This is a genomic window from Pseudoalteromonas sp. G5_S1_54_S4 (genome assembly GCF_054968565.1).
Window position 1 is genome coordinate 23702 of the sequence record NZ_JBQKUL010000003.1, and the last position, 23131, is coordinate 46832.

The window sequence follows — 23131 nt, forward strand, 5'->3', positions numbered from 1 at the left end:
TTTTAGCCCTTGCAAAACAGTCCATATAATGTGCCTAACAAATGCACGGCATTTTGATCAATCACGCGGTAATAAATAGTTTGGCTTTCGCGGCGAGTAGCCACTACATTGGCTTTGCGCAGTGCCGCTAGGTGCTGTGATAACGCAGACTGCGCTAGCGGTACGGCTTCGTTAAGCTGCGACACACTCATTTCGGTATCTTGTAATGAGCATAAAATCATTAGTCGATTTTTATTCGCTAATATTTTTAATAGCTGCTCAGCTTGATCCACATTAGTCGCCATCGCTGTAAAGTCAATTTTCATACTATGCTCTTATTCTAAAATATGCACTTAGTATAAATTGCTAGATAAGAAATGTCCAATATTAGAATTTACTAATTTAATAACATCTAATATAGTAGCTCTGTACTCAATCAAATAAGTGACCTACTATTATGAAACTCAATAATGCACTTCGTCTTATCGCTGGCATCATGATTGTTGTATCAATCCTTTTGCAAACGTATCACGATCCGAAGTGGATATACTTTACCGCTTTTATCGCTGTAAACTTAATTCAATCAGCTTTTACTAGCTGGTGCCCAATGATCACTCTATTACGCAAACTTGGCTTTAAGGAATAATCACCATGCTTACATCTATCCCCGATTTACTAAAAATTATTACGCCTAATCAACGTCGTATCGACGCCGAACAAGCTAAACAAGAGATCAGTGAAAACAAAGGATTACTCATTGATGTGCGTGAACCGGCTGAACATGCAACCAAAGCAGCAAGCGGCGCAATTAATATTCCGCGCGGCTTACTTGAAATGAAGTTAATGGAAATAGAAAAAGACGCAGCACGCCCTATTTACTTACATTGCGCTAGTGGTGCGCGTGCAACATTAAGCGCTGAAGCACTGACACGCGTAGGTTATGAAAACGTCACAGTTATTACCTGTAAAGCAGAAGCTGTTTGTCAGGCATTTTAAAGGCCAAAAATTAAATCACTCGGCGATCAACCGATCGCCGAGCTTAAATAACATAATCCAAATTTAAAGGAACACTATGTTCAATTAAAATCAAAGATTGAAATTAATAAACTTCAACGCTAGTGTATAAAAAAGGAACACCCGTCTAAGGAAGACTTTATGAAAAAAGTTGCCGCTTTATTACTATTTTTACTCGGTATTGCTCACTCTGTAAATGCTGATGACAGCATTACCTTAATGGTATGTGAAGATTGTAATTATGACAGAGCCTCTGAACTAGCAAAAAGCAATGTACCATTAGCTCAATGCCACACTACACCCTCTGATCAAAAAGCTGCTATTGCTGATCAAACATGTGATTCAAATCCGCATAAAGTTATTATGATGGATGTCTCTGGTAACAACCACTTTGCATTTTTTGTGGGAAATCATAGTAAAAATGAGTCAGATAAATATATAGAGGCTACGATATTAAATAAAAATGATCTTATTGCTATATCTAAACAAAAAGCAATTGATGAGCATTTCTCAACATTTAAACACACACTTCAAACTGAACTAAGCCTAATGCCACTTTATCAAATAAGTCAGTCTTCTCATCTAGATAGACAAAACAACTGCCCCTCCCATGTAAATAATGCAGTAAAGGCTGTATTTGAAAAATATACATCATCTCGAATTCAAAACTGGGTAAATCATAAAGTTGAAAATAATATTAAAAATCCTGATAGCTTTTTTACATCAAAACCGATCATAGTTGGTGAGACCTTGTATCAGAGTCCGTGGAGTGAGGTGAGTAAGAATTTTAATTTAGAAGTTAATCTTAACAATGGAAGCGACGGGCAATACCGTGTTATTTTTTTAGCGAAGTGGATAAAAGAGTTAGGTGCGCTCAGTTTATCGGTAAACCCTTATTTAACTTATTTAGACGGTATTGCATTAAATCACTATAAAATATCAGCGCCATCAGTCTCCCAATGCTTAAAAAATGCTTTAGATAGAAATCTGTCATCATCAATGTCCTCGTATATTTCGAACACTAATAATAGAGATACTTAGGGTTAGCATGTTGTAGGCGTCATCGGATGGCGCCTACAAATAAACAAGCCAAAAGCAATCCTTACTTAACCATATTCCCTTTAGCTCCCTATATGACCTAATCATTTTTTCTCTTCCAGAAGTGTAACTAGCATTTGCTCGATATTTTTTACGCTATAGGTAAGCGAGCGGATGAGCTCTACTTGGCTTTGTGGTTCATCGTTATTAGATTGGGCTGGCTGATCTGAAGTGAGGTTATCTTTTTGAGTTAAAATGGCTTCACGAAATTCACTGGCATTAACTACCCCAAGTAACGATACTAATGCACCGTGACCAGACTGCCCTGCAGTTTCAAAGCTTAAGCGGTATAAACCAAATAGTCGCATTAATGGCCCCTGACTTAATCCCACATCAGTGATTTTTTCAAGCGGAATCGATTTTTCTTCTTTAAACAAAATACCGCGTTTAACCACTAGCTTGCGCTCTAGCAAATCGGCCGACATAGCTGCTAATACTCGACCTGCGACTAGCCACACCAAAAGCAATACAACGGGTAAAAACACAATAGTTACAACTGGAAAAAGGCTAAATATTGCAGCTAAGCACATCCAGTACTGTTTAACTTTGTTATCAAAAGTGGCACTTTTTAAAATTATATTAGACATCGTTTTATCACTTTTAAATTATAGTCTTTTTAAGTTACATTAATTATCAACTGTACGCAATTCAACCACTTCGATAGTTAAAATCCAATAACCACTTTAATCGCAAGTGCAATAAATACCATACCTAATAGTCTATCTAACCACACATTTTGTTTGGTAAAGCCAAAGCGCTTTTTAGACATCTCAGTAAGTAAAGCCACTAATAAATACCAGCCAGTATCTATTACAAAAACGGTTAAGCACATAATAATACCGATGTTTAATGTAAGGTTTTCTGGATCGATAAACTGCGAAAATAGCGCCAAAAAGAAAATTGCCAACTTAGGGTTTAAAAATGCAATCGCAAAACCATCTTGTAACGCCTTAGAACTGCTCACCGCACTTTTTTGAACTTGCAGCTCGCTGTCGTTAGGTTTTGAAAATAGTATTTTCAAACCTAAATACGCTAAATAGGCTGCCCCTAAGTACACTAAAAATTGATACACAGTAGGAAACTGCAACATCAATGCGCCTAATCCCAATAATGAGGCCGCTGCATATAAGCCAACGCCAAAACCATGGCTTAACGCTGCCAGCATGCCATTTTTCATCCCGCCATTTAAGCTATGCTTTAATACCACAGCTAAACTAGGCCCTGGCGACATTGCGCCCATCATGCATACCAGTGCTAAGCTAAACCATAATGATAATGCCATTAGTAACCCTTATATTTCTTCATTTTCAATAAGTAATGCATAACCATGCACTTGCCCATAAAAGCCTGTCAATGGCACTGCGTTTATTACTTTCCAGCCGTCTTGGTTTAATTCCTGTATGCGATCATTTAGTGCGACTATATCTACCCCACCCAAAAAACGGGCCTTTCTGAATTCGATTACTTTTTGCATTTTAATCCTTATTGAACTTATAACATGTATTCAAAATCGTAATGGTGAATCCCTTGCTCAATCCGTATTTTCATACTGCCTGTTAATCCTGCGAGCTCATCAGTGCCTGAGTCGGGTACCACTTTTAAAATCAAGCTATCTTGGCCTTTATCCATGGTGCCAAAATGCTGCAGTACAAAACCACCTTGCAAACCATCAAGTTCGCCTATTACTTGTTCAATAGCCACATAACCGGCACTGCCTTGGGTGGGGGTCATGGCGCTGAGCATTTCACCTTGGCTAGTTGCGGTTAGGCCACCAGTAAATTGTTTATCAATCGACATACGACCTAAATTAACGCCTTGCTGCCCGTGTGCATACCCCTCTATAGGCGCTAATGTAACGGTAAACTCGCCTGTTACCTGTTTAGTTGTCATAATTTTTCCTTATTGATGATTTTTAATACTATTGATTTTTAATCTATTGATGCCATATCTATACCTTAATCATCAATAAGAATCTACTATGCCTACAGACAAGCCTGCTTTAGATAAAGCCGCCTTTAGCGCTTTATTCCCTATATTCAATTTTATTAAGCCTTATAAATGGGTAGTTTTAGGGGCTTTAGTGGCGTTACTTGCCACCGCAGGAGTTAACTTATCGCTAGGGCAAGGCGTTAAATTTGTGATTGATCATGGCTTTATTGCCGGCTCGCAAGCGCAATTACAACAAGCTGTGTTGGTATTAATTGGTTTGATCAGTTTATTGGCAGTGGGTACATTCAGCCGATTTTATTTAATGTCGTGGATTGGCGAACGAGTCAGTAACGACATTCGAAAAGCCGTGTTTAATCGTATTGTTACCTTGCACCCAAGTTACTTTGAAGAAAACCGCAGCGGTGAGCTAATGTCACGCTTAACCACCGACACCACTTTGTTGCAATCTATCATTGGTTCGTCATTTTCAATGGCGCTGCGCAGCGCACTGATGCTGGTAGGTGGTTTAGCCATGTTGTTATTCACTAACTTAAAACTCACGTTAGTAGTGGTGGCCTGTGTGCCCTTGGTACTGGTGCCTATGATAGTGTTTGGTAAAAAGGTGCGCAAACTCGCCAGTTCTAGCCAAGATGCTATTGCCGATATAAGCACCTACGCGGGTGAGATCATTCAAAACATAAAAGTGGTACAAAGTTATAGCCACGAACAACAAGAACAATCTGCTTTTGCGCTTGAAACCGAAAAGGCCTTTAATGTGGCTAAAAGCCGAATTAAACAACGTTCGTTTTTAATTGCAGCTGTTATTTTTCTTACCTTTAGTGCTATTAGTGCCATGCTCTGGGTAGGCGGTAGTGATGTGTTAGCAGGCACTATGACGGGCGGTGAACTCGGTGCTTTTGTGTTTTATGCCATTATGGTGGCCATGTCGGTAGCGACCGTTGCAGAGGTTTATGGTGAACTACAGCGCGCCGCAGGAGCCGCAGCAAGATTGCTCGAACTGCTCGCCGTTGAAAGTAAAATACAAAACCCCGAAATTCCACAAGATGATGAGTTACATGCAACAACCAGCAACAGTGCAATTTCACTTGAAGGTATTAGTTTTAATTACCCTTCTCGCCCAGATGTAAGCGCATTAAATAATATCAGCTTAAATATTGAAACAGGTAAAACTGTGGCTATTGTTGGCCCTTCCGGTGCGGGTAAAACTACCTTATTTGAACTATTGCAGCGCTTTTACGATCCAGCCAGCGGAGCGATTAAGTTTCATAATATAGATATTAAACAGTTGTCGTTAAACACCTTACGCAACAAAATGGGCATGGTGGCACAAAACCCGATTTTATTTAGCTTTGATGTCATGCATAACATTCGCTATGGCAACCCAAGCGCCAGTGACGAGCAAGTTTATGCGGCCGCCAAACATGCACATGCTGATGAATTTATAAAACAGTTACCACAAGGCTATAACAGCTTTTTAGGTGAGCAAGGTGTTAGGCTTTCGGGTGGGCAAAAGCAGCGTATTGTACTTGCCCGCGCCATTTTAAAAGATCCAGAAATACTGCTACTTGATGAAGCTACCAGCGCGCTTGATGCGCAAAGCGAGCATCATGTTCAGGCCGCACTTGAACACTTAATGCAAAATAGAACAACGCTGATTATTGCCCATAGACTGGCCACGGTAAAACATGCCGATATGATTGTGGTAATGGAAAATGGCGAAATAAAAGCTACAGGCACTCATCAGCAATTAATGGCAAGTAACCCTTTGTATCAAAAACTATGTGAATTACAGTTTAATTTAGATTGATTGCATTTTAGTTGCTACTTCTTTTTAAGCCATTTATTCATTGCGGTATCGTAAGCCTCAGTTAGCTTAGTTTTATCGCACTTTACACCAGCTATGTAACTTTCGGGCAAGTCATTTTTTGGCATAACCCCTGCACCAACGGATACCTTTTTAAAACAGCTATCACCTCGTCGGTAAGTGGTGAATTGCATATTTTGCTGCTCTATTTTTAATAGCGGCTTCACCTTCCCTGCATGCTCTTTTGGGACGGTAATGCGCTTTTTCTGAGGGTCATTCTTTGCAGTATCAGAATAGCCAGTTTGTTGCTGTAAAATACTATTGAGTCCTTTGTTTAAATCGATCTTTTTATAAGGCTTTAAAATTACAGGCTGAGTATTTTTCGTGGTGGTATTTAGCGGCTTAGTCGTTTTCTCTGTTTTTTTATAATTAATATTTAGTGGTTTTGATTGGGTTGCATTAATAGGCTCAATAGATTTAATTTCTTTATGTTTATTTGTATGAGCGCGTTGTTGAGGGACTTGTTGTGTTGCTTTAATTTTAGCTGGCACACTTACCATATAAGCTTTAATGGGGGTTGATTGCGGTGGTTTTATGTCAGGTGCTTTTAATGTGGCAACAAAAAGCAAAACTAATCCGTGTAAACATATTGATAAAATAATTGCCGTGCGCCACGCTGCCATAAATATGTCCTTACCGAAGAACTATTTGTGACAGCTAACGCAGGCAAAAGTGCCATTAAAATATGCAAAACCACGCATTTGCGCGGTTTTAGCTATTAACCTTGTGTATTAGGCACTATTTGAATTTCGACGCGGCGATTTTGCGCACGACCATTCGCGGTATCGTTAGTCGCTATTGGGCGTGATTCGCCATAGCCACTCGTGCTTACTCGTGCCGCCATAATTTGCTGGTTCACTAAGTAGTTTTTTACACTTTGTGCACGCTGCTCTGAAAGAGTCATGTTGTAACTGTCTTTGCCCGTGCTGTCGGTGTGACCTTCAACACTTAAGTAGGTTTTTTCGTATTTATTCATTACACTTGCTATCGCATTTAGAGTGTCATGAAAGCCCGATGAAATATAAGATTGATCAGTCGCAAACGTAATATTAGAGGGCATCACTAAGCGTAAGTTATCGCCTTCACGAACCACTTCAACTCCCGAACCCGCTAACTCATCACGAAAAGCAGCTTCTTGTTTATCCATGTAATCACCTACAGCAGCACCCGCTAGCGCACCAATAGCTGCACCAATAAAAATACGCTTATCTTTATGATTACCTGTAGCTTTACCTAAAATACCACCCGCGGCTGCACCAATAGCGGCACCTTTACCTGTGTTATTCATTTCACAGCCAGAAAGTAATACAGCAACGACAGTGACACTTAAAAGTGATTTAGTTAACATCATGGTAATTTCCTATTCATTTAGAATTTATTATTGCGATTATGCAAATATATGTATGAACCAACAATGAAGAATAATGTATAAGCGTTGATATTGCCTATCAAATAAGGAAGTAGTGATAGCGTTTCATAATAATGTCATACTTGTTTGTGACAATTTTATGATTTATCAAAAGGCGATGGACACTATGTTAATTGCGATTTTTAGACAGTTCTTTTTGCTTGGCTGCATGAGCTTTGGCGGCCCTGCCGCGCATTTAGGTTACTTTAAGCACCACTTTGTTGATTCGCTTCGCTGGTTAAGTACAGCGCGTTACGCGCAGCTAATTAGCTTAAGTCAAGCTCTGCCAGGCCCTGGTTCAAGTCAGGTTAGCTTTGCTATTGGCGTAGAACGTGCTGGTGTACTCGGTGGTATCGCTGCGTTTATAGGCTTTACCCTGCCTTCGTTTTTGATCATGGTACTAATTGCAATAAGTGCACATCAGTTTGATGCTGTTTATTTTGCTATTATTGCAGGTTTGAAACTATTTGCCGTGGTTATTGTTGCTGATGCGACCCTTAGTATGGCGAAAAGCTTTTGCAGCAATCTAATCCTTAAGCTAATTGCAGTTATAAGCACCCTAGCTCTTGTTCTACTGCCGATGTTAAGTACACAAATTATTATTTTACTGATTGCGGCCGCAGTCGGCGCTATCTGGCCACTCTTAAAATTAGGTGATTTATCACAGCAAACTAGCAGTGATCAGGGGAAAGTTAACTGGGTTGCACTTAGTTTATTTGCGCTACTGCTTGGAGTTAGCTTTATTCCAATAGGGCAAGAATTTGCGTTATTTGCGCCTTTTTACCAAGCTGGTGCTATGGTATTTGGTGGCGGGCATGTTGTGTTGCCAGTACTTCAAGCGGGTGTGCCAACGTTAAGTGATGATCAATTTTTAACGGCTTACGCCAGTGCTCAGGCTATACCTGGGCCTATGTTTACAATAGCCACCTACTTAGGCGCGCAGCTAAATACCGAGCAGCCAATAATGGGCGCAATCATAGCTACATTATTGATATTCACCCCAGGGTTTTTACTGATGTTGGCATTTCAGAAAAGCTGGATTAATTTAGCCAGTAAGCCCCGCTTTGCCAGCTCAATTGCCTCGCTTAATGCCGCCGTGGTTGGTTTTTTAGCTGCAGCATTGTATTCGCCCATTTGGACTTCAGCTATTAATAGTGTGTGGCATATTGCATTAGTGATTGCTACATTTGCGTGGCTACGTATGAAAAAGCCACCTATTTGGTGGCTATTATTATTGTTTATTGGTGTTGGCCTTGGACAGCATTATTGGGCACTTTAATACTAGGTTTGCCCGCCATATTCACCCCGTCAGCTGGGCTTAACTGCCCACTAACACTTTGATAAGCGCGCAGTCCAAACACCGGTAATACGGCCAGTAAATGATCCATAATTTCAGCTTGTAAATGCTCGTAAGATATCCAACGTTTGTCTTCACTAAAGCAGTAAAACTCAATCGGGAGGCCATGGTTAAGCGGTTGTAGTTCACGCACCATGAGTGTGAGCGAGGTATTGATTTTACTGTGTTGTTTTAAGTAACCCTCTGCATAGCGACGAAATAACCCTAAGTTCGACACCGGATCGGGAAGTGTGCCTAGTCGAATATATTCTTGCAGTGGTATTGCCGCTTCTATTTGCGCTTTAAAGTCATCATCAACTAAAAAGATGCTGTTCATATCAATGTTTAAAGAACGCTTGATGCGTCGCCCACCAGATTCTTGCATACCGCGCCAATTTTTAAATGAACCGGCCACCAGCATATAAGTGGGTATAGTCGTTATGGTGTTATCCCAGTTACGCACTTTTACAGTATTAAGTCCTAAATCAATTACTTCGCCATCGGCGCCGTAGTTATCTACTTGGATCCAGTCCCCATAGGTCACTAAACGATTAGCGGCAATTTGAATGCTGGCGACAAAACCTAATATGGTGTCTTTAAATACTAATAAAGTAACAGCGGCGATCGCACCAAAACCAGAGAGAATATAAGTCGGCGATTTTTCAAGCACAATACTAACAATTAATATTGAACACACAATAAAGGTGATCAGCTTAACCACTTGAATTAACCCTTGAATGGGCACTTCGCGGGCAAAATCTAATTGGTTATAAATAGCACCAGCAATGCTTACAATACTGCTAATAATAAAACCAATATAAATAATTAATAATGCTTGGCCAATGGTTTTAAGGATCTCTTGAGCAATTGCATTAACCGGATAAACACTATCAAATGTGGCTAAAAAAAGCACACAGCACAGCAAGCAGGCAATCCGCTTATTCAGCTTAGTTAACATAGGTGACAATGAACCAATACGCTCAGGAGAGAGTTTAGTCACCACCTTTTGAATACCCGGTAACATCAAGCGACGAGTAAATAAGTAAACAAATAATAACGAAAGGATGCCAATTGATGAGGCGGTGATTGCGCTGAGAAAAAAAGCATCGGGGACTTTTTCAAACCAAGGAGTAATTAGCTCCTGTAGGTGTGTTTTGCTCATGGTATTTCAATTTCCTTACTGGGTGTTAATTCAGTACTAGCTTGTTGAATATGAATAGCGCTTAATTGCTTATCTTTTACTGTCCATAAGTTATTTAAGTATTGCTGAAACTGGGCCCTGAATGCCTTATCGGTTTGGTAACTGCCAATCATCTGTGTATTTATTGGCATAACCTCAATAGTAATATGAATAGACTCCAACTCGCCTTTTAAAATATTACGACACACATGATCTGACTGACCGCTATACACTAAACTGGTGTTAAGCATAGCGTCAAACTGCTCGTTTAAAACCTCTAAGGCAAAAGCAGTTCCACCAGCCTTAGGTTTTAATAAATGCTGAAAAGGACTTTGTTGATGCTGGTGCTTTTGCGCAGTAAAACGCGTACCTTCTACAAAGTTAACTATGGTTGTAGGATGATGACGAAAGTTACGGCAACTGCGCTTAGTACGCTCGACATCTAAGCCTTTTAAATTCGGATTTTTAGCCAATTGCGCTTTGGTCACTCGTTTCATAAAGGGCATACCCATCGCCCACGCACCAGTGCCAATAAATGGCACGTATTTAAGCTCATCTTTTAAAAAAAACTTAGGGGCTGGCAATGCATCCAACGAGCTCAATACCGCAATATCAAGCCAGCTAATATGATTACTGATTAGCAAATACCAACTGTTGGCGTTTACCTCCCCACTAATATTAACTTTAATATTATTACAGCCTAACCACAGCCCTAAGCGGTTACCTTTGCACCACCCTTTATACGCACTGTGTAATAATTTACTCACTACAGGTATGGGCAGCACTAATTTAACTAACCCTAGGGTAAGCACTAATGCGCCAAATATTATTAAATTAGCAAATAAAACACAGCCAACAATTAAGCCATTTAACCAATTAGGTAACCATTTTTTTAGCATAACTGTCAGCTCATTTTGTTATTTTTGTTTGAGATTAACCAACGTCTGGTTTTTTTCTTCCCACACGCGATTTAATTCACTTTGAAAGCGTACTCTAAAGTCAGGATCATTAGTGTAATCACCAATTAAGTCGTCACTAACGCCTTTTACTTCAACATGTACATCAATGTGTTTTACTTTACCGGCTGCAAAATCCATAAAGGTAGGAATGCCCTCAGGGTAATGAATAGTGACATTTACCACTTTAGAAATTTGCTCACCCATGGCTTGCATTACAAACGCCACACCACCCGCTTTCGGTTTAAGTAAGTGAGGAAACGGGCTATTTTGACGCGCATGCTTTTGCGCTGTAAAACGCGTCCCTTCAACAAAGTTAACCACACTGACTGGCATTTCTTTAAATTTTTCACAGGCTTTACGGGTGGTTTCTAAATCTTTACCACGCAATTTAGGATTCTTTTTTAATTGGCTTTTACTGGTGCGGGTCATAAAAGGAAAGTCGAGTGCCCACCAACATAAACCTAAAACAGGCACGTAAATAAGCTCTTTTTTCAAAAAGAAGTTCAAAAAAGGTATTTTTCGGTTAAACACCCGCTGTAACACTAAAATATCCACCCAGCTTTGGTGGTTAGCAATGACTAGGTACCAATCTTTTGATTTAAGCTCTTCAAGGCCAATAACATTAAGTTTAGTTGGCGTTAATAACGTCTGATTTAACGTGTTGAAGGTCACCCAAATAGAGGCACATTGCTTGGCCGTCCAGCTCATTAATTTTTGTAGTGGTTTGATTGGGATTAACTTAACGATGCCACAAATAAAAATAGGCACAAACCAAAAAAGAGTGTTTATTGTATAAAAGAAAATACTAAATACACTGCGAATAACTGACATTACTTCTATTCCTTTAAACATCGCGCAGCCACTAAGACCGCGCTTAACTATGCAACTAAATTAATCTTCAAAATAGGTGTAGCCCTCAAGCCCTGCATTGAGCTCGGCTAGGTACCCTTCTTTACAGTGTTCTGATACATCAAGTTTATTAATTTGAGTGGCAAAGTTATCAGCTAATAACTCGCTATCATAATCAACAAATTTTAATACATCCTTAACGCTGTCACCTTTAATGGCATTGGTTAATACATATCCTTGCTCATTAAGCTCAACATGGACTGAGTCGGTATCACCAAATAGGTTATGTAAGTCACCTAAAATCTCTTGGTATGCCCCCACCATAAACATGGCAATATGATACTGCTGACCTTGTGTATATTCAGGGATAGGTAAACTAGTTTCAATACCTGCACCTTCAACGTACTCACGTATTTGCCCGTCAGAATCACAAGTAATGTCTTGGATAATCGCGCGCTGAGTAAGCGGCTGCGTTAGGTTTTCGATGGGCATGACCGGAAATAACTGCTGAATACCCCATACATCAGGTAATGACTGAAACAATGAAAAATTCACAAACAGTTTATCGGCTAGCTTTTCGTTTAAATCATCTAGCACTTCGCGATGAGCACGTGCGTTAACGCTTAACGATGCACGAACTCGGTGTAAAATCGTAAAGTAAAGCTGCTCTATTTTCGCCCACTCTAGCATGCTCACTAAACCATGCACGTATTGATCGTGTGCTTCGCTAAATAAGTGCATAGCATCATGATATATTTCAAGTGCCATACGTGGGTTCAAACGTTGTAAGCATTGCCACATTTCATCTAGCACTAATGCGCTGTTTTCCAATGGCGGTTCTGGGTTTAAATGATTCGGTGCTTTTTCTACATCAATGACATCAGTGATCAACACTGCATGATGAGCCGTTAATGCACGGCCAGATTCGGTAATAATAGCAGGGTGCGTTAAGTTATGCTGATCGCACACATCGGCAAATGCATTCACTACGTTACGCGCGTATTCTTCGACTGTGTAGTTCATTGAGCAGGCACTGCGTGAGCCTGAGCCTTCGTAGTCAACGCCAAGCCCGCCACCCACATCAACCGTATTTAGCGGTACACCGTATTGAGTTAATTCAGCAAAATGGCGAGCACATTCGCGCAAGGCACGATGGATATCACGAATATTGGCGATTTGAGAACCAATATGAAAATGCACCATTTGCATTAAATGCAACTTGTTATGTTGCTTAAGTACTTCCACTGCACTGAGTACTTGTCCTGCGGTTAAACCAAACTTACCTTTTTCACCACCGGTATTTTGCCATTTACCTTTGCCAACCGAATTTAAGCGAATACGAATTCCAATAGCCGGTTCAATGCCTAAATTATCAATTTCTTCAAGCAATGTGGTTAGCTCTGAGAGTTTTTCAACCACAATTTTAACGCTGTGTCCCATTGCTTGACCAATACAGGCTAAACGTAAAAACTCGCTGTCTTTGTAGCCGTTACATACAATAGTAATAGGCTCTTTCGCCACCCCTAAAATGGCCATTAGTTCAGGCTTAGAACCAGCTTCAAGTCCCACTAGGCCACTTGGGTGAGCTAATAACTTACTCACAACAGAGCGCTGTTGGTTTACTTTGATAGGATAAACACAGGTGTATTTGCCGTTATATTCGCGGTTAGTGCGCGCTTGAGTGAAGGCATTGGTGAGCGTATCTACACGATTTTTTAAAATATCAGTAAAGCGCACCAGTACGGGCAATGTTAACCCTTGCTGCTTAAATTGCTCAGTAAGCTGACTTAAAGAAATGGCAGGTTTTGTTTGGTCGCCATCCGGATAGGCTATCAACTCACCTTGTGCGTTAATATCAAAATAACCATCGCTCCAATGAGCAACATTGTATGTAGCACGTGCTGTTTCTAAACCCCAAGTCATGGCAACTCTTCTTTATTAAATTAGGTGTAAAGAGGCATTTTAATACGTCACTATCTGCTAAGCTAACAAAAATTGAACTTTCCCCTCTTTATAGCTAACTTTATTCGCTAAAGAGAGTAAAATTTGATTGAGCAATAGGCCAAGCACTGGCAGAATTGCCTCCTTTTTTTCATACTCAACCAAAAGTGTAACAACAACTATGGCAAATTTAGATCAAAGTAAGTGGTTTACTGAAATTAGCGACCGCGATGGCAGCGCATTTTCATTACGTATTAACAAAAAGTTAGATGAAAAACAGTCTCCTTTTCAAAAAGTAGAAATGTTTGAAACCACAGACTTTGGTAATTTAATGATCATTGATGGTTGTACTATGGTAAGTAGCCGTGAAAACTTTTTTTACCACGAAATGATCAGCCACCCAGCATTACTGGCGCATCCAAACCCAAAAAACGTAGTTATTATTGGTGGCGGCGATTGCGGTACATTACGTGAAGTGCTCAAGCACCCAAGTGTAGAAACTGTTACACAAATAGATATTGACGAAGTGGTTACCCAAATGTCGTTAAAGTACTTCCCTGAGTTATGTGAATCAAATAACGACCCACGTGCTACTGTGATGTTTGACGATGGCATTAAATACATGCGCGAAGCAGCTGGTGAGTCTATTGATGTAGTAATTGTTGATGGTACTGATCCGGTAGGCCCAGGTGAAGGTTTATTTAACCATGCGTTTTATACTAGCTGTTTAAACGCACTTCGCTCTGGTGGAATACTGGTACAACAAAGTGAATCGCCATTAATGCATATGCCACTGTTGGTTGAAATGCGCGAAGCTATGCTAAGTGTTGGTTTTAACGATTTACAAACTCTTCCATTCCCACAACCTATTTACCCAAGTGGGTTATGGTCAGTGACGCTAGCTCGCAAATCTGAAGCATTTAATGGCTTTAGAGAAGACGGCGCAGCCATAATTGCTGAGCATAGTGAATACTACAATGGCGGCATTCATCACGGTGCACTCGCAACACCTAATTACATGAAACGCGCTTTTGATAAAAAATAATAAGTTATAAATACAAAACAGGGCTCGCTAGAGCCTTTTTTTATGTGTTTAATTACATTGAATACGTTTGCAGTCATCTCGTAATAACCCCACCTTCACTTTATGCTCATAGTCTACAATTTGACATAAAGGACGCACAATGAGATTACCTTTACTGCTAGTTGCTTTACTTTCAAGCAGCGCTTTTGCAAAAGAAGCCATGCTGGAATCGCCTGATCAAAAAATTAAAATCACCATATCTGATCAATCTTCATCTCCTTACTATTCTATTAGCTTTAATGGTAAACCTGTTATTACGCAGTCACATTTAGGTTTTAGATTTAAAAGCCAAGCGCCATTTGATGAAGGTTTTGTTATTAGTGAAGTAACTCGCTCACAAACCGATAGTCAATGGCAGCAACCTTGGGGAGAGCGTCAAACCGTTGTCGACAAGCACAATGAAATTGCCGTTACCTTTGATAAACCCGCACCCCACGGTGGCACATACACAGTGCGATTTAAAGCCTTTGATAGCGGTGTGGGATTTCGCTATGAAGTCCCTAAACAAGCCGGTTTTGAAAAAACAGAAATTACTAAAGAGCTGACCGAGTTTGCCATCGCCGGTGCCGATAAAGCCACTGCATGGTGGATACCTGCTCGCGGTTGGAATCGTTACGAATATGTCTACAACACCACAGCCTTACAAGATGCTGCACTCGCTCACACCCCTTTTACTTTTAAAAATGGCAACGGCGTGCATGTCAGTATTCATGAAGCAGCCCTAGTCGATTATGCGGGCATGGTGCTTAACCAACGTCGCCCAGGCACTTTTAGCGCCGATTTAACGCCATGGTCAGATGGTATAGCAGTCAAAAAGCACGGTGAATTTAATACACCTTGGCGCACCATTCAAATTGGCGAACATGCGGTAGACTTAGTTAATTCAGATATTATTTTAAATCTAAATGAGCCAAATAAGCTCGGTGATGTATCGTGGGTTAAACCAGGCAAATACGTAGGTATTTGGTGGGGCATGCACATTAATGAGAATACTTGGGGTAGTGGCGAAAAACACGGTGCTACCACAAAAAATACTAAATACTACATGGACTTTGCCGCAAAATACGGCTTTGATGGTGTATTAATTGAAGGTTGGAACACCGGTTGGGATGGCGACTGGTTTTTTAATGGCGATGTATTTAGCTTTACCCAAGCATATGATGACTTTGATATTGAGGAGCTTACCCGCTATGGTAAGCAAAAAGGGGTGCAGTTAATTGGCCACCATGAAACCTCAGGTAACGTAACAAATTATCGTAATCAAATGGAAGACGCTTTTGCGCTTTACGAGCAATCAAATGTAAGCCAAATTAAAACCGGTTATGTGGCCGATGGTGGCAATATTAAACGCATTGATGAAAACGGCATTGCCCGTTTTGAGTGGCATGACGGCCAATTTATGGTTAATGAGTACTTATACAACGTTAAGCTAGCTGCAAAACATAAAATAAGTATTAATACTCATGAGCCAATAAAAGACACCGGCCTTCGCCGAACTTACCCTAATTGGATTGCTCGTGAAGGCGCTCGCGGCCAAGAATTTAACGCATGGGGCACGCCACCCAATCCACCAGAGCACATTCCAATGCTTGCTTTTACGCGTATGCTCGCAGGCCCAATGGACTTTACACCGGGTATTTTTGATATGAGCTTTAATGGCTTAGGTGGCGATACAAATCGCCCGCAAACAACACTTGCAAAGCAATTAGCACTTTATGTTGTAATGTACAGCCCAATTCAAATGGCGGCTGATTTACCTAAAAATTATTTAGCTAAGCCCGATGCTTTTCAATTTATTCAAGACGTACCGACCGATTGGCAACAAAGTATTGCGCTTGATGGAGAAGTAGGCGACTTTATTGTATTTGCACGAAAAGAACGTAAACGCGATCAGTACACTGGTAATGACTGGTACTTAGGCGCTGTAACTGATGAAAACGCCCGCACCATTGAGGTTAAACTCGACTTCTTAGATAAAGATAAACAGTTTGAAGCGCAAATCTACCAAGACGGTAAAAACGCTGAATGGAAGAACAATCCTTATGATTTAAGCATTGAAAAACGCACTGTTACCGCAAGCGATAAGCTAACATTAAAATTGGCCACCAGTGGCGGTACAGCCATTCGTTTTAAAGCCCTCTAGTAGTTAATCTGAACTCTAGATAATAAATTAACGCTATCTGCAACCATGCAGATAGCGTTATTAGCTTGGATTAGTAACCTTTATTGGTAGGTATATTTGCGCACTTAAACCACCTTCAGGGCGATTAGAGAGCACCACCTTGCCGCCATGCATATCGATAATACGCTTAATAATTGCAAGGCCTAGGCCGCTACCTTCACTACCGCGAGCTGCATCACCTTGTTTAAACGGCTCAAACACAGACTCCAACTCGCTTTCAGGAATACCCGGACCACTATCGTTGACCGCAATAACCACATATTTTTTATTGGAATTAAAATAACTAAGTACTTCAATATCACCCTCTGAGTAGCGTAGTGCATTTTCTATCATATTGGTCACTACTCGCTTAATCGCGACACTACTTATGGGAATTTTTCCAATATTAGGATTCGGTTTAAACGTGATCGCACGTTGATGCTTAAGCTCACTTTGTACGACTTCACCAAGGAGCGCATTAATATCTTCGCAGGTTTGTTCTTCACGTTTATGATGGCGTAAATATTCGATAAATTGATCGATAATGCCATTCATATCTTCAATATCGTAAATAATGCCTTCACGTAAATAATCATCTTCATCAACCATCATTTCTGTGGCTAAACGAATACGCGTAAGCGGTGTGCGTAAATCATGAGAAACACCGGCCATAAGTAATCGACGGTCGTTTTCAAGGGCAGCAATACCTCGCGACATTTGATTAAAGGCGCGCGTTACCTCAATAACCTCACTCGACCCTTGCTCTTGTAACTTGGTACTAAAGTCGCCTACCCCTACTTTTATCGCAGCTTGTTGTAATGCTTTTAGTGGTCGGTTCAAATGTCTTGCAAATAGCCACCCGCCTAATACACTTAAAAAGCCTATACTGGATAAGTAAAAAGTTAAAAATTCAAGATTACTTTCTTTAAATCCGGTTAAGGGAACTTTAACCCAATAGCCCGGCGCCTGCGGGGCTTCTACCCAATAAATAAGCGGATCAGTTTGACTAATGCGCACCCGAGAAAAGCCATTTAATTGCTCAGACATACTACGCGATAGCCCAGAATACTCACGACTTTGGCCTAAACCATTACGCATAGCTTCACGCTGAGTCATTACTTCAATGCCGGTTATTTCAAAAAACTTCTCAGAGACTTCATCGGTGACTTCAACGCCATCTTCCCAATCAATAAACACGGTTTTAATTTGCTTAGCCAGCATTAAATTAACTTGTTCAATGGTGGGTTTAACTACATATAAACTTACCGTGACGTAGGAAACTATTTGGTTAATAAGCAGCAAAGCGGCAACCAAAAATACGGTTTGTCCAAACGCACTACGTGGAAACATTCCCATAATGATTACTTTTCACCGTCAGGAACAAATACATAACCTAAACCCCATACAGTTTGAATATAGCGTGGGTTAGCCGCATCCACTTCAATCATACGGCGAAGGCGTGACACTTGCACATCAATACTACGCTCTAGCGCACTGTAATCACGACCTCTTGCCAAGTTCATTAATTTATCACGACTTAACGGCTCTCGAGGATGAGATACCAACGCTTTTAATACGGCAAATTCACCACTTGTGAGTGATACGGTATTATCCCCTTCGCTCATTTCTCGTGTGGCTAAATTTAAGGTAAATTTACCAAACTTGATTAAATTCTCTTCTGCTGAGGGCGCCCCTGGCACTTCTTTTGATTGGCGACGTAAAATTGCTTTTATGCGGGCAAGTAACTCACGTGGATTAAACGGTTTAGGAATATAATCGTCAGCACCGAGCTCCAAACCAATAATGCGGTCTACTTCATCACCTTTAGCGGTCAACATCACAATTGGGATTTGGTTTTCTTTTTGACGTAACCGTCTGCAAATAGAGAGCCCGTCTTCTCCGGGCAGCATTAAATCAAGCACCATTAAGTGAAAGTTTTCACGTTCAATAAGCCTATCCATTTGCTGTGAATCGGCGGCTGTTCTAACAATAAATCCTTGCTCTACTAAATAGCGCTCAAGCAAACTGCGCAAACGTTTATCGTCATCAACCACTAATACTTTTACTGTCTCTTGTCCCATAATCTGTTGCTTATTTTTATAATTTATTAATAGTTAATATAAATGAAAAACTTAATAATAAAAAACTAATTAAGTGCTTAGATTGTTACTGAACATTTCAAACCCATTGGTGGCTATTTTATCTCGACAAGCTGCCTTTATTTTAATACCGTGCCACACATGAAAATTAAACAAGAACACGGCGTGAAAACAAACTTAATTACTCGCGAAGGTTATTTACAACTTCAGCAAGAACATGAGCATCTTTGGAATGTAAAACGCCCAGAAATCACTAAAATTGTGAGTTGGGCTGCAAGCCTTGGTGATCGCTCTGAAAATGCAGACTATCAGTATAACAAGCGTCTATTACGCCAAATAGACCGCCGAGTGCGCTATCTACGTAAGCGCATCCCCGATTTAAAAATTGTTGACTACTCACCCGTACAAGACGGCAAAGTTTTTTTTGGAGCGTGGGTAGAAATAGAAAACGAGGCCGGTGAGTGTAAAAATTTTAGAATTGTCGGCCCCGATGAAATTTATGATCGCAACGACTATATTTCTATCGATTCACCAATGGCTCGAGCGCTATTAAAAAAACAAGTAGACGATGATTTTGAGGTCATGACCCCTCAAGGTGCTAAGCAATGGTATGTAAATAATATTTCCTACCAAAAATAAAACGGCTTAGTTTTGATTCAGATCATATTAACTTTTTATTGTTTATATTATCTGAGTAAGCTATAACTAAAGTTACTCAAGTAATGTTGTATTAACTTGAGAGTAGTTAATTAAGGTCACCATTATGTCAAACATAACAGCGCGCATATTACAAAATGCCCTCGTGTTTGCACTCTTTATGAGTGTGAGTTTGACATTACATGGCGCACCTAAAAATAACAAACTTGATGCTGGTTTTGCTCCAGCTGAATTTATTGTTTGCGACTCTCCTGACCAAGCAAATCTCGACACCGATATAGACTCTCATGTCGGTGTTATTGCGCTTAGAGAAATTCAACCACTTCCTTTAGCGTTTTACTTTCATTATGAAAGTAGCCTTTTAGTCACACCCTACAACCATGCACACCCGCGAGCGCCACCCGTTATTTAGTTTAATAACTTGCTTTTAAACATTATTAAATTTTATAACTAATTAGGTGGATATTATGTCTAACTTTAAAGAACTCCGTACCCAAGATATTTCTCATGGCACTATTGCGAATACATTTACTAATGAAGCTGTCATTGATTTAACTTCACCTGCTACACAAGTGGTGACTAGTTTTACTGATACAAGCCCGATGCGTGCATCGTTTGATACAACAATTGAACAAGCGTCAAAACAGTTAACGACTAAACGCTCTGATTTTATTTTGGTAACTGATGAGCAGCAAAAGCTAATAGGTATAGTGGCGAGTGCTGATTTACAAAGCTCAAAAATCATGATTTTAGCACAGCGTTTAGGCTTGCCTCGTAGTGAAATTAGCTTGCGCTATTTAATGACACCGCTAAGTAATTTAATGGGTGTAAGTATGAAAAGCTTAAGCTACTCATGCATTGGTGATGCACTGCAAACTATGGAACATCATGGCGCTATGTTTTTATTAGTCACTGCGGCTAATAATGAAATAAGTGGTTTAATTTCAGCACGCGATATAGCACGTAAGCTGCAAATTCCTGTTCATATTAGTCCAATAGCGCACACATTTAGTGAAGTACTCGAAAGTATAGAGCACCCTCACTAAATCAGCTTTTTATTAGTATAGTTCCAACCTCAGTAATGGCATCTTAAAGCAAGTAAAATAGCTTGCTTTAAGAGCTTTTTATTACCTTCCCCTGTGATATTATTCAAGACATTGACGCATCAGTTAACTTCTTAGCTGGTCTTATTTTTTGTATTAAAAGGTTTTTGCATGAGCGATATCTCTGCACGTTTAGCAACTGAGCTAAATGCACAGCAGCAACAAGTGGTTGCAGCAACAAAGTTACTTGATGAAGGCGCAACCGTCCCCTTTATTGCCCGTTACAGAAAAGAAGTGACCGGTGGATTAGATGACACCCAACTACGCCTTCTAGAACAACGTTTATCTTATTTACGTGAACTTGAAGAGCGTCGTGGCTTTATTCTATCGACGATAGAATCTCAAAATAAGCTTACCGGGGAATTAGCAGCTGATATAAAAGCAGCGCAAAGTAAAACCGAGCTTGAAGATTTATACTTGCCTTATAAGGCAAAGCGTCGCACTAAAGGTCAAATCGCTATTGAGGCCGGTTTAGAACCTCTTGCTAATGCGTTATTTAACGACTCAATGCTCGACCCAGAAGCTGAAGCTGCTCACTATATTAATGCCGATAAAGCCATTATTGATACAAAATCAGCCCTTGATGGTGCCAAATTTATTCTAATGGAGCGTTTTGCTGAAGACGCTAAATTACTCGCTAAGTTTAGAAGCCATATTAGTCAAAATGGGGCGATTGAGAGTAAGTTAATTGATGGGCAAGAACAAGCAGGTGCTAAATACAGAGACTACTTTGAGCATCAAGAACCGTTAAAAAAAGTCCCCTCGCACCGTGCATTAGCCATGCTAAGAGCACGTAATGAAGGCATTTTACAGTTAACGATTAATCCTGAGCCAAGTGCTGAAAATCCAGCCCAGTTATGTGCCCAAATGATCAGTGATCATTACCGCCTAGATATTAAAAACAAACCTGCTAGTGCATGGTTATTAACTGTGGTGCAGTGGGCATGGAAAATTAAGCTTGGGCTACACTTAGAAAACGAGTTTTTAGCCGCAATGCGAGAAAAAGCCGAAACCGGTGCCATTGACGTATTTGCTAAAAATTTAAAAGATTTATTAATGGCAGCGCCTGCAGGCCCTCGCACGACACTTGGTTTAGATCCTGGCTTGCGTACTGGTTGTAAAATTGCGGTAGTCGATAGCACAGGAAAACTGCTCACTACCCAAACAATCTTCCCACATGCACCGCAAAATCATTGGGATAAATCACTGCGTACGCTCGAGCAATTATGTCGCCAACATAAAGTTGAGCTTATTGCGATTGGTAACGGCACTGCTTCTCGCGAATCAGATAAACTGGTTGGCGAACTTATCAAAGCCAATGCCGAGCTTAAACTGAATAAAATTATGGTCAGTGAAGCCGGCGCTTCGGTGTATTCTGCGTCTGAATTTGCCGCTAATGAGTTCCCAGATTTAGATGTATCTTTACGCGGTGCAGTATCTATTGCACGTCGCCTACAAGATCCATTAGCTGAACTAGTTAAAATAGAGCCTAAGTCTATCGGTGTAGGCCAATATCAACACGATGTATCACAAAGCCAACTTGGGCAAAGCCTAATTTCTGTAGTAGAAGACTGTGTAAACAGTGTGGGGGTTGATTTAAATATGGCCTCAGTGCCTTTGCTTGCACGTGTTTCTGGCTTAAACAAAACGTTGGCTCAAAACATTGTAAACTACCGTGACACGAATGGGTCATTTACAAAACGTAGTCAGTTGAAAAAAGTAGAACGCTTAGGGCCAAAAGCATTCGAACAAGCGGCTGGGTTTTTACGCATTAATAATGGCAGCGATCCGCTAGATAACTCATCAGTTCACCCTGAAGCATACCCTATCGTTAAGCGTATTTGTGAACATAATCAGGTAGACGTAAATAACTTAATTGGTAACAGTGAATTTTTAAGTAAACTCGCTGCAAACGACTATATTGACGATAAATTTGGCTTACCAACCGTGACTGACATTATTAGCGAGCTTGATAAACCAGGTCGCGATCCACGTCCTGAATTCAAAACCGCGGAGTTTAAAGCCGGTGTTGAAAAAATTAGTGACCTTAAGCCTGGTATGATTTTAGAAGGTGTGGTTTCTAACGTTGCTAATTTTGGTGCATTTGTTGATGTGGGTGTTCATCAAGATGGACTCGTACATATTTCAGCTATTACTAATAAGTTTATTTCAGACCCACGAGAAGTGGTTAAAGCAGGTGACATTGTTAAAGTAAAAGTGGTTGAAGTCGATGCTGCCCGTAAACGCATTAGTTTTACTATGCGCCTAGATGACGACATAGACACCAGCAATAAAGCAGCTGCTGCGGCACCGCAAAAGCCTCGCAGCAATAATACCAACCAAGCACGAGCGCCTAAACCTAAACGCGATACAGGCAATGCGATGATGGGGAATGCCTTTGCTGACGCCTTTGCTAACGCAAAAGTGAAAAAGTAATTTAAACGATATA

The 23131-nt window shown here is 40.4% G+C and carries 24 protein-coding genes; 11 read left to right on the plus strand and 13 right to left on the minus strand.

Translation table 11 applies throughout. The features are described from left to right. Nucleotides 1-2: 2 nt before the first annotated feature. The gene (locus tag ACTRWE_RS01960) at nucleotides 3-305 is read right to left on the minus strand and encodes an ArsR/SmtB family transcription factor (protein WP_008467273.1); all 303 of its coding nucleotides are present in this window, start codon (nucleotides 303-305) and stop codon (nucleotides 3-5) included. Between the two features lie 131 nt (nucleotides 306-436). Here ACTRWE_RS01960 and ACTRWE_RS01965 point away from each other — a divergent pair, with 131 nt between their 5' ends. The 3 genes from ACTRWE_RS01965 to ACTRWE_RS01975 all read left to right on the plus strand — a co-directional run bounded on the left by ACTRWE_RS01965 (nucleotide 437) and on the right by ACTRWE_RS01975 (nucleotide 2034). Then, the gene (locus ACTRWE_RS01965) at nucleotides 437-625 is read left to right on the plus strand and encodes a YgaP family membrane protein (RefSeq protein ID WP_008467276.1); all 189 of its coding nucleotides are present in this window, start codon (nucleotides 437-439) and stop codon (nucleotides 623-625) included. Nucleotides 626-630: 5 nt separating this feature from the next. Further along, nucleotides 631-975: a rhodanese-like domain-containing protein gene (locus ACTRWE_RS01970; protein WP_462879417.1), complete on the plus strand. Its 345-nt coding sequence runs from the start codon at nucleotides 631-633 to the stop codon at nucleotides 973-975. A 159-nt stretch (nucleotides 976-1134) separates the two neighbouring features. Continuing rightward, nucleotides 1135-2034: a hypothetical protein gene (locus tag ACTRWE_RS01975; RefSeq protein ID WP_462879418.1), complete on the plus strand. Its 900-nt coding sequence runs from the start codon at nucleotides 1135-1137 to the stop codon at nucleotides 2032-2034. A 101-nt stretch (nucleotides 2035-2135) separates the two neighbouring features. Here ACTRWE_RS01975 and ACTRWE_RS01980 read toward each other — a convergent pair whose 3' ends face one another. From ACTRWE_RS01980 to ACTRWE_RS01995, 4 genes are all read right to left on the minus strand, one after another. After that, nucleotides 2136-2678, minus strand: a complete 543-nt coding sequence (locus ACTRWE_RS01980; RefSeq protein WP_427684783.1) for a PH domain-containing protein — start codon at nucleotides 2676-2678, stop codon at nucleotides 2136-2138. Nucleotides 2679-2755: 77 nt separating this feature from the next. Beyond that, complete coding sequence (locus tag ACTRWE_RS01985) at nucleotides 2756-3373, minus strand: LysE family translocator (protein ID WP_462879420.1); 618 nt, start codon at nucleotides 3371-3373, stop codon at nucleotides 2756-2758. Nucleotides 3374-3382: 9 nt separating this feature from the next. Then, a complete protein-coding gene (locus tag ACTRWE_RS01990) occupies nucleotides 3383-3565 on the minus strand; it encodes a hypothetical protein (protein WP_008109493.1) in 183 nt (60 codons plus the stop codon). Nucleotides 3566-3582: 17 nt separating this feature from the next. Next, nucleotides 3583-3981, minus strand: a complete 399-nt coding sequence (locus ACTRWE_RS01995; RefSeq protein ID WP_008109495.1) for a DUF3224 domain-containing protein — start codon at nucleotides 3979-3981, stop codon at nucleotides 3583-3585. Nucleotides 3982-4069: 88 nt separating this feature from the next. On the opposite strand from ACTRWE_RS01995, the gene ACTRWE_RS02000 reads away from it, so the two are divergent. Then, a complete protein-coding gene (locus ACTRWE_RS02000; RefSeq protein ID WP_462879421.1) occupies nucleotides 4070-5848 on the plus strand; it encodes an ABC transporter transmembrane domain-containing protein in 1779 nt (592 codons plus the stop codon). Between the two features lie 14 nt (nucleotides 5849-5862). On the opposite strand, the gene ACTRWE_RS02005 is transcribed toward ACTRWE_RS02000, so the two are convergent. Then, complete coding sequence (locus ACTRWE_RS02005) at nucleotides 5863-6528, minus strand: hypothetical protein (RefSeq protein ID WP_462879422.1); 666 nt, start codon at nucleotides 6526-6528, stop codon at nucleotides 5863-5865. Nucleotides 6529-6623: 95 nt separating this feature from the next. Next, nucleotides 6624-7256, minus strand: a complete 633-nt coding sequence (locus ACTRWE_RS02010) for an OmpA family protein (protein ID WP_016899327.1) — start codon at nucleotides 7254-7256, stop codon at nucleotides 6624-6626. 184 nt (nucleotides 7257-7440) lie between these two features. On the opposite strand from ACTRWE_RS02010, the gene chrA reads away from it, so the two are divergent. Further along, a complete protein-coding gene (chrA, locus tag ACTRWE_RS02015; protein WP_462879423.1) occupies nucleotides 7441-8592 on the plus strand; it encodes a chromate efflux transporter in 1152 nt (383 codons plus the stop codon). On the opposite strand, the gene ACTRWE_RS02020 is transcribed toward chrA, so the two are convergent. The 4 genes from ACTRWE_RS02020 to speA are packed head-to-tail and all read right to left on the minus strand — an operon-like array spanning nucleotide 8552 to nucleotide 13560. Next, nucleotides 8552-9811, minus strand: a complete 1260-nt coding sequence (locus ACTRWE_RS02020; RefSeq protein WP_462879424.1) for a mechanosensitive ion channel family protein — start codon at nucleotides 9809-9811, stop codon at nucleotides 8552-8554. The two genes, chrA and ACTRWE_RS02020, sit on opposite strands and share 41 nt — an antisense overlap. Then, nucleotides 9808-10728 carry an acetyltransferase gene (locus ACTRWE_RS02025; RefSeq protein ID WP_013466094.1) on the minus strand — a complete coding sequence of 307 codons (921 nt, stop codon included), beginning with the start codon at nucleotides 10726-10728 and terminating at the stop codon, nucleotides 9808-9810. Before ACTRWE_RS02025 ends, ACTRWE_RS02020 begins: the two co-directional genes overlap by 4 nt. Nucleotides 10729-10746: 18 nt before the next feature. Continuing rightward, nucleotides 10747-11619: an acyltransferase gene (locus ACTRWE_RS02030; protein ID WP_138561348.1), complete on the minus strand. Its 873-nt coding sequence runs from the start codon at nucleotides 11617-11619 to the stop codon at nucleotides 10747-10749. A 60-nt stretch (nucleotides 11620-11679) separates the two neighbouring features. After that, nucleotides 11680-13560 (minus strand): biosynthetic arginine decarboxylase, encoded by a 1881-nt coding sequence (gene speA, locus ACTRWE_RS02035; protein WP_028834838.1) that lies wholly within the window; start codon nucleotides 13558-13560, stop codon nucleotides 11680-11682. Nucleotides 13561-13759: 199 nt separating this feature from the next. Between speA and speE the strand changes: the two genes are divergently transcribed. Together speE and ACTRWE_RS02045 are read left to right on the plus strand one after the other, a co-directional pair. Further along, nucleotides 13760-14623 carry a polyamine aminopropyltransferase gene (gene speE / locus ACTRWE_RS02040; protein WP_462879425.1) on the plus strand — a complete coding sequence of 288 codons (864 nt, stop codon included), beginning with the start codon at nucleotides 13760-13762 and terminating at the stop codon, nucleotides 14621-14623. A 139-nt stretch (nucleotides 14624-14762) separates the two neighbouring features. Beyond that, a complete protein-coding gene (locus ACTRWE_RS02045; protein ID WP_462879426.1) occupies nucleotides 14763-16805 on the plus strand; it encodes a glycoside hydrolase family 97 protein in 2043 nt (680 codons plus the stop codon). A 60-nt stretch (nucleotides 16806-16865) separates the two neighbouring features. Here ACTRWE_RS02045 and envZ read toward each other — a convergent pair whose 3' ends face one another. Both envZ and ompR read right to left on the minus strand, forming a co-directional pair. Beyond that, on the minus strand, nucleotides 16866-18179 hold the full coding sequence (gene envZ / locus ACTRWE_RS02050) for a two-component system sensor histidine kinase EnvZ (RefSeq protein WP_054202834.1): 1314 nt from the start codon (nucleotides 18177-18179) through the stop codon (nucleotides 16866-16868). A 5-nt stretch (nucleotides 18180-18184) separates the two neighbouring features. Beyond that, nucleotides 18185-18904 (minus strand): osmolarity response regulator transcription factor OmpR, encoded by a 720-nt coding sequence (ompR, locus tag ACTRWE_RS02055; protein WP_013466099.1) that lies wholly within the window; start codon nucleotides 18902-18904, stop codon nucleotides 18185-18187. Between the two features lie 183 nt (nucleotides 18905-19087). Between ompR and greB the strand changes: the two genes are divergently transcribed. The 4 genes from greB to ACTRWE_RS02075 all read left to right on the plus strand — a co-directional run bounded on the left by greB (nucleotide 19088) and on the right by ACTRWE_RS02075 (nucleotide 23118). Further along, entirely contained in the window at nucleotides 19088-19561 is a 474-nt protein-coding gene (greB, locus tag ACTRWE_RS02060; RefSeq protein WP_462879459.1) for a transcription elongation factor GreB, read from the plus strand. Nucleotides 19562-19685: 124 nt separating this feature from the next. Further along, the gene (locus ACTRWE_RS02065; protein WP_462879427.1) at nucleotides 19686-19991 is read left to right on the plus strand and encodes a hypothetical protein; all 306 of its coding nucleotides are present in this window, start codon (nucleotides 19686-19688) and stop codon (nucleotides 19989-19991) included. Between the two features lie 55 nt (nucleotides 19992-20046). Continuing rightward, nucleotides 20047-20625 carry a CBS domain-containing protein gene (locus tag ACTRWE_RS02070; RefSeq protein WP_016900087.1) on the plus strand — a complete coding sequence of 193 codons (579 nt, stop codon included), beginning with the start codon at nucleotides 20047-20049 and terminating at the stop codon, nucleotides 20623-20625. A gap of 168 nt (nucleotides 20626-20793) precedes the next feature. Continuing rightward, on the plus strand, nucleotides 20794-23118 hold the full coding sequence (locus tag ACTRWE_RS02075; protein ID WP_462879428.1) for a Tex family protein: 2325 nt from the start codon (nucleotides 20794-20796) through the stop codon (nucleotides 23116-23118). The last annotated feature ends 13 nt before the right edge of the window (nucleotides 23119-23131 follow it).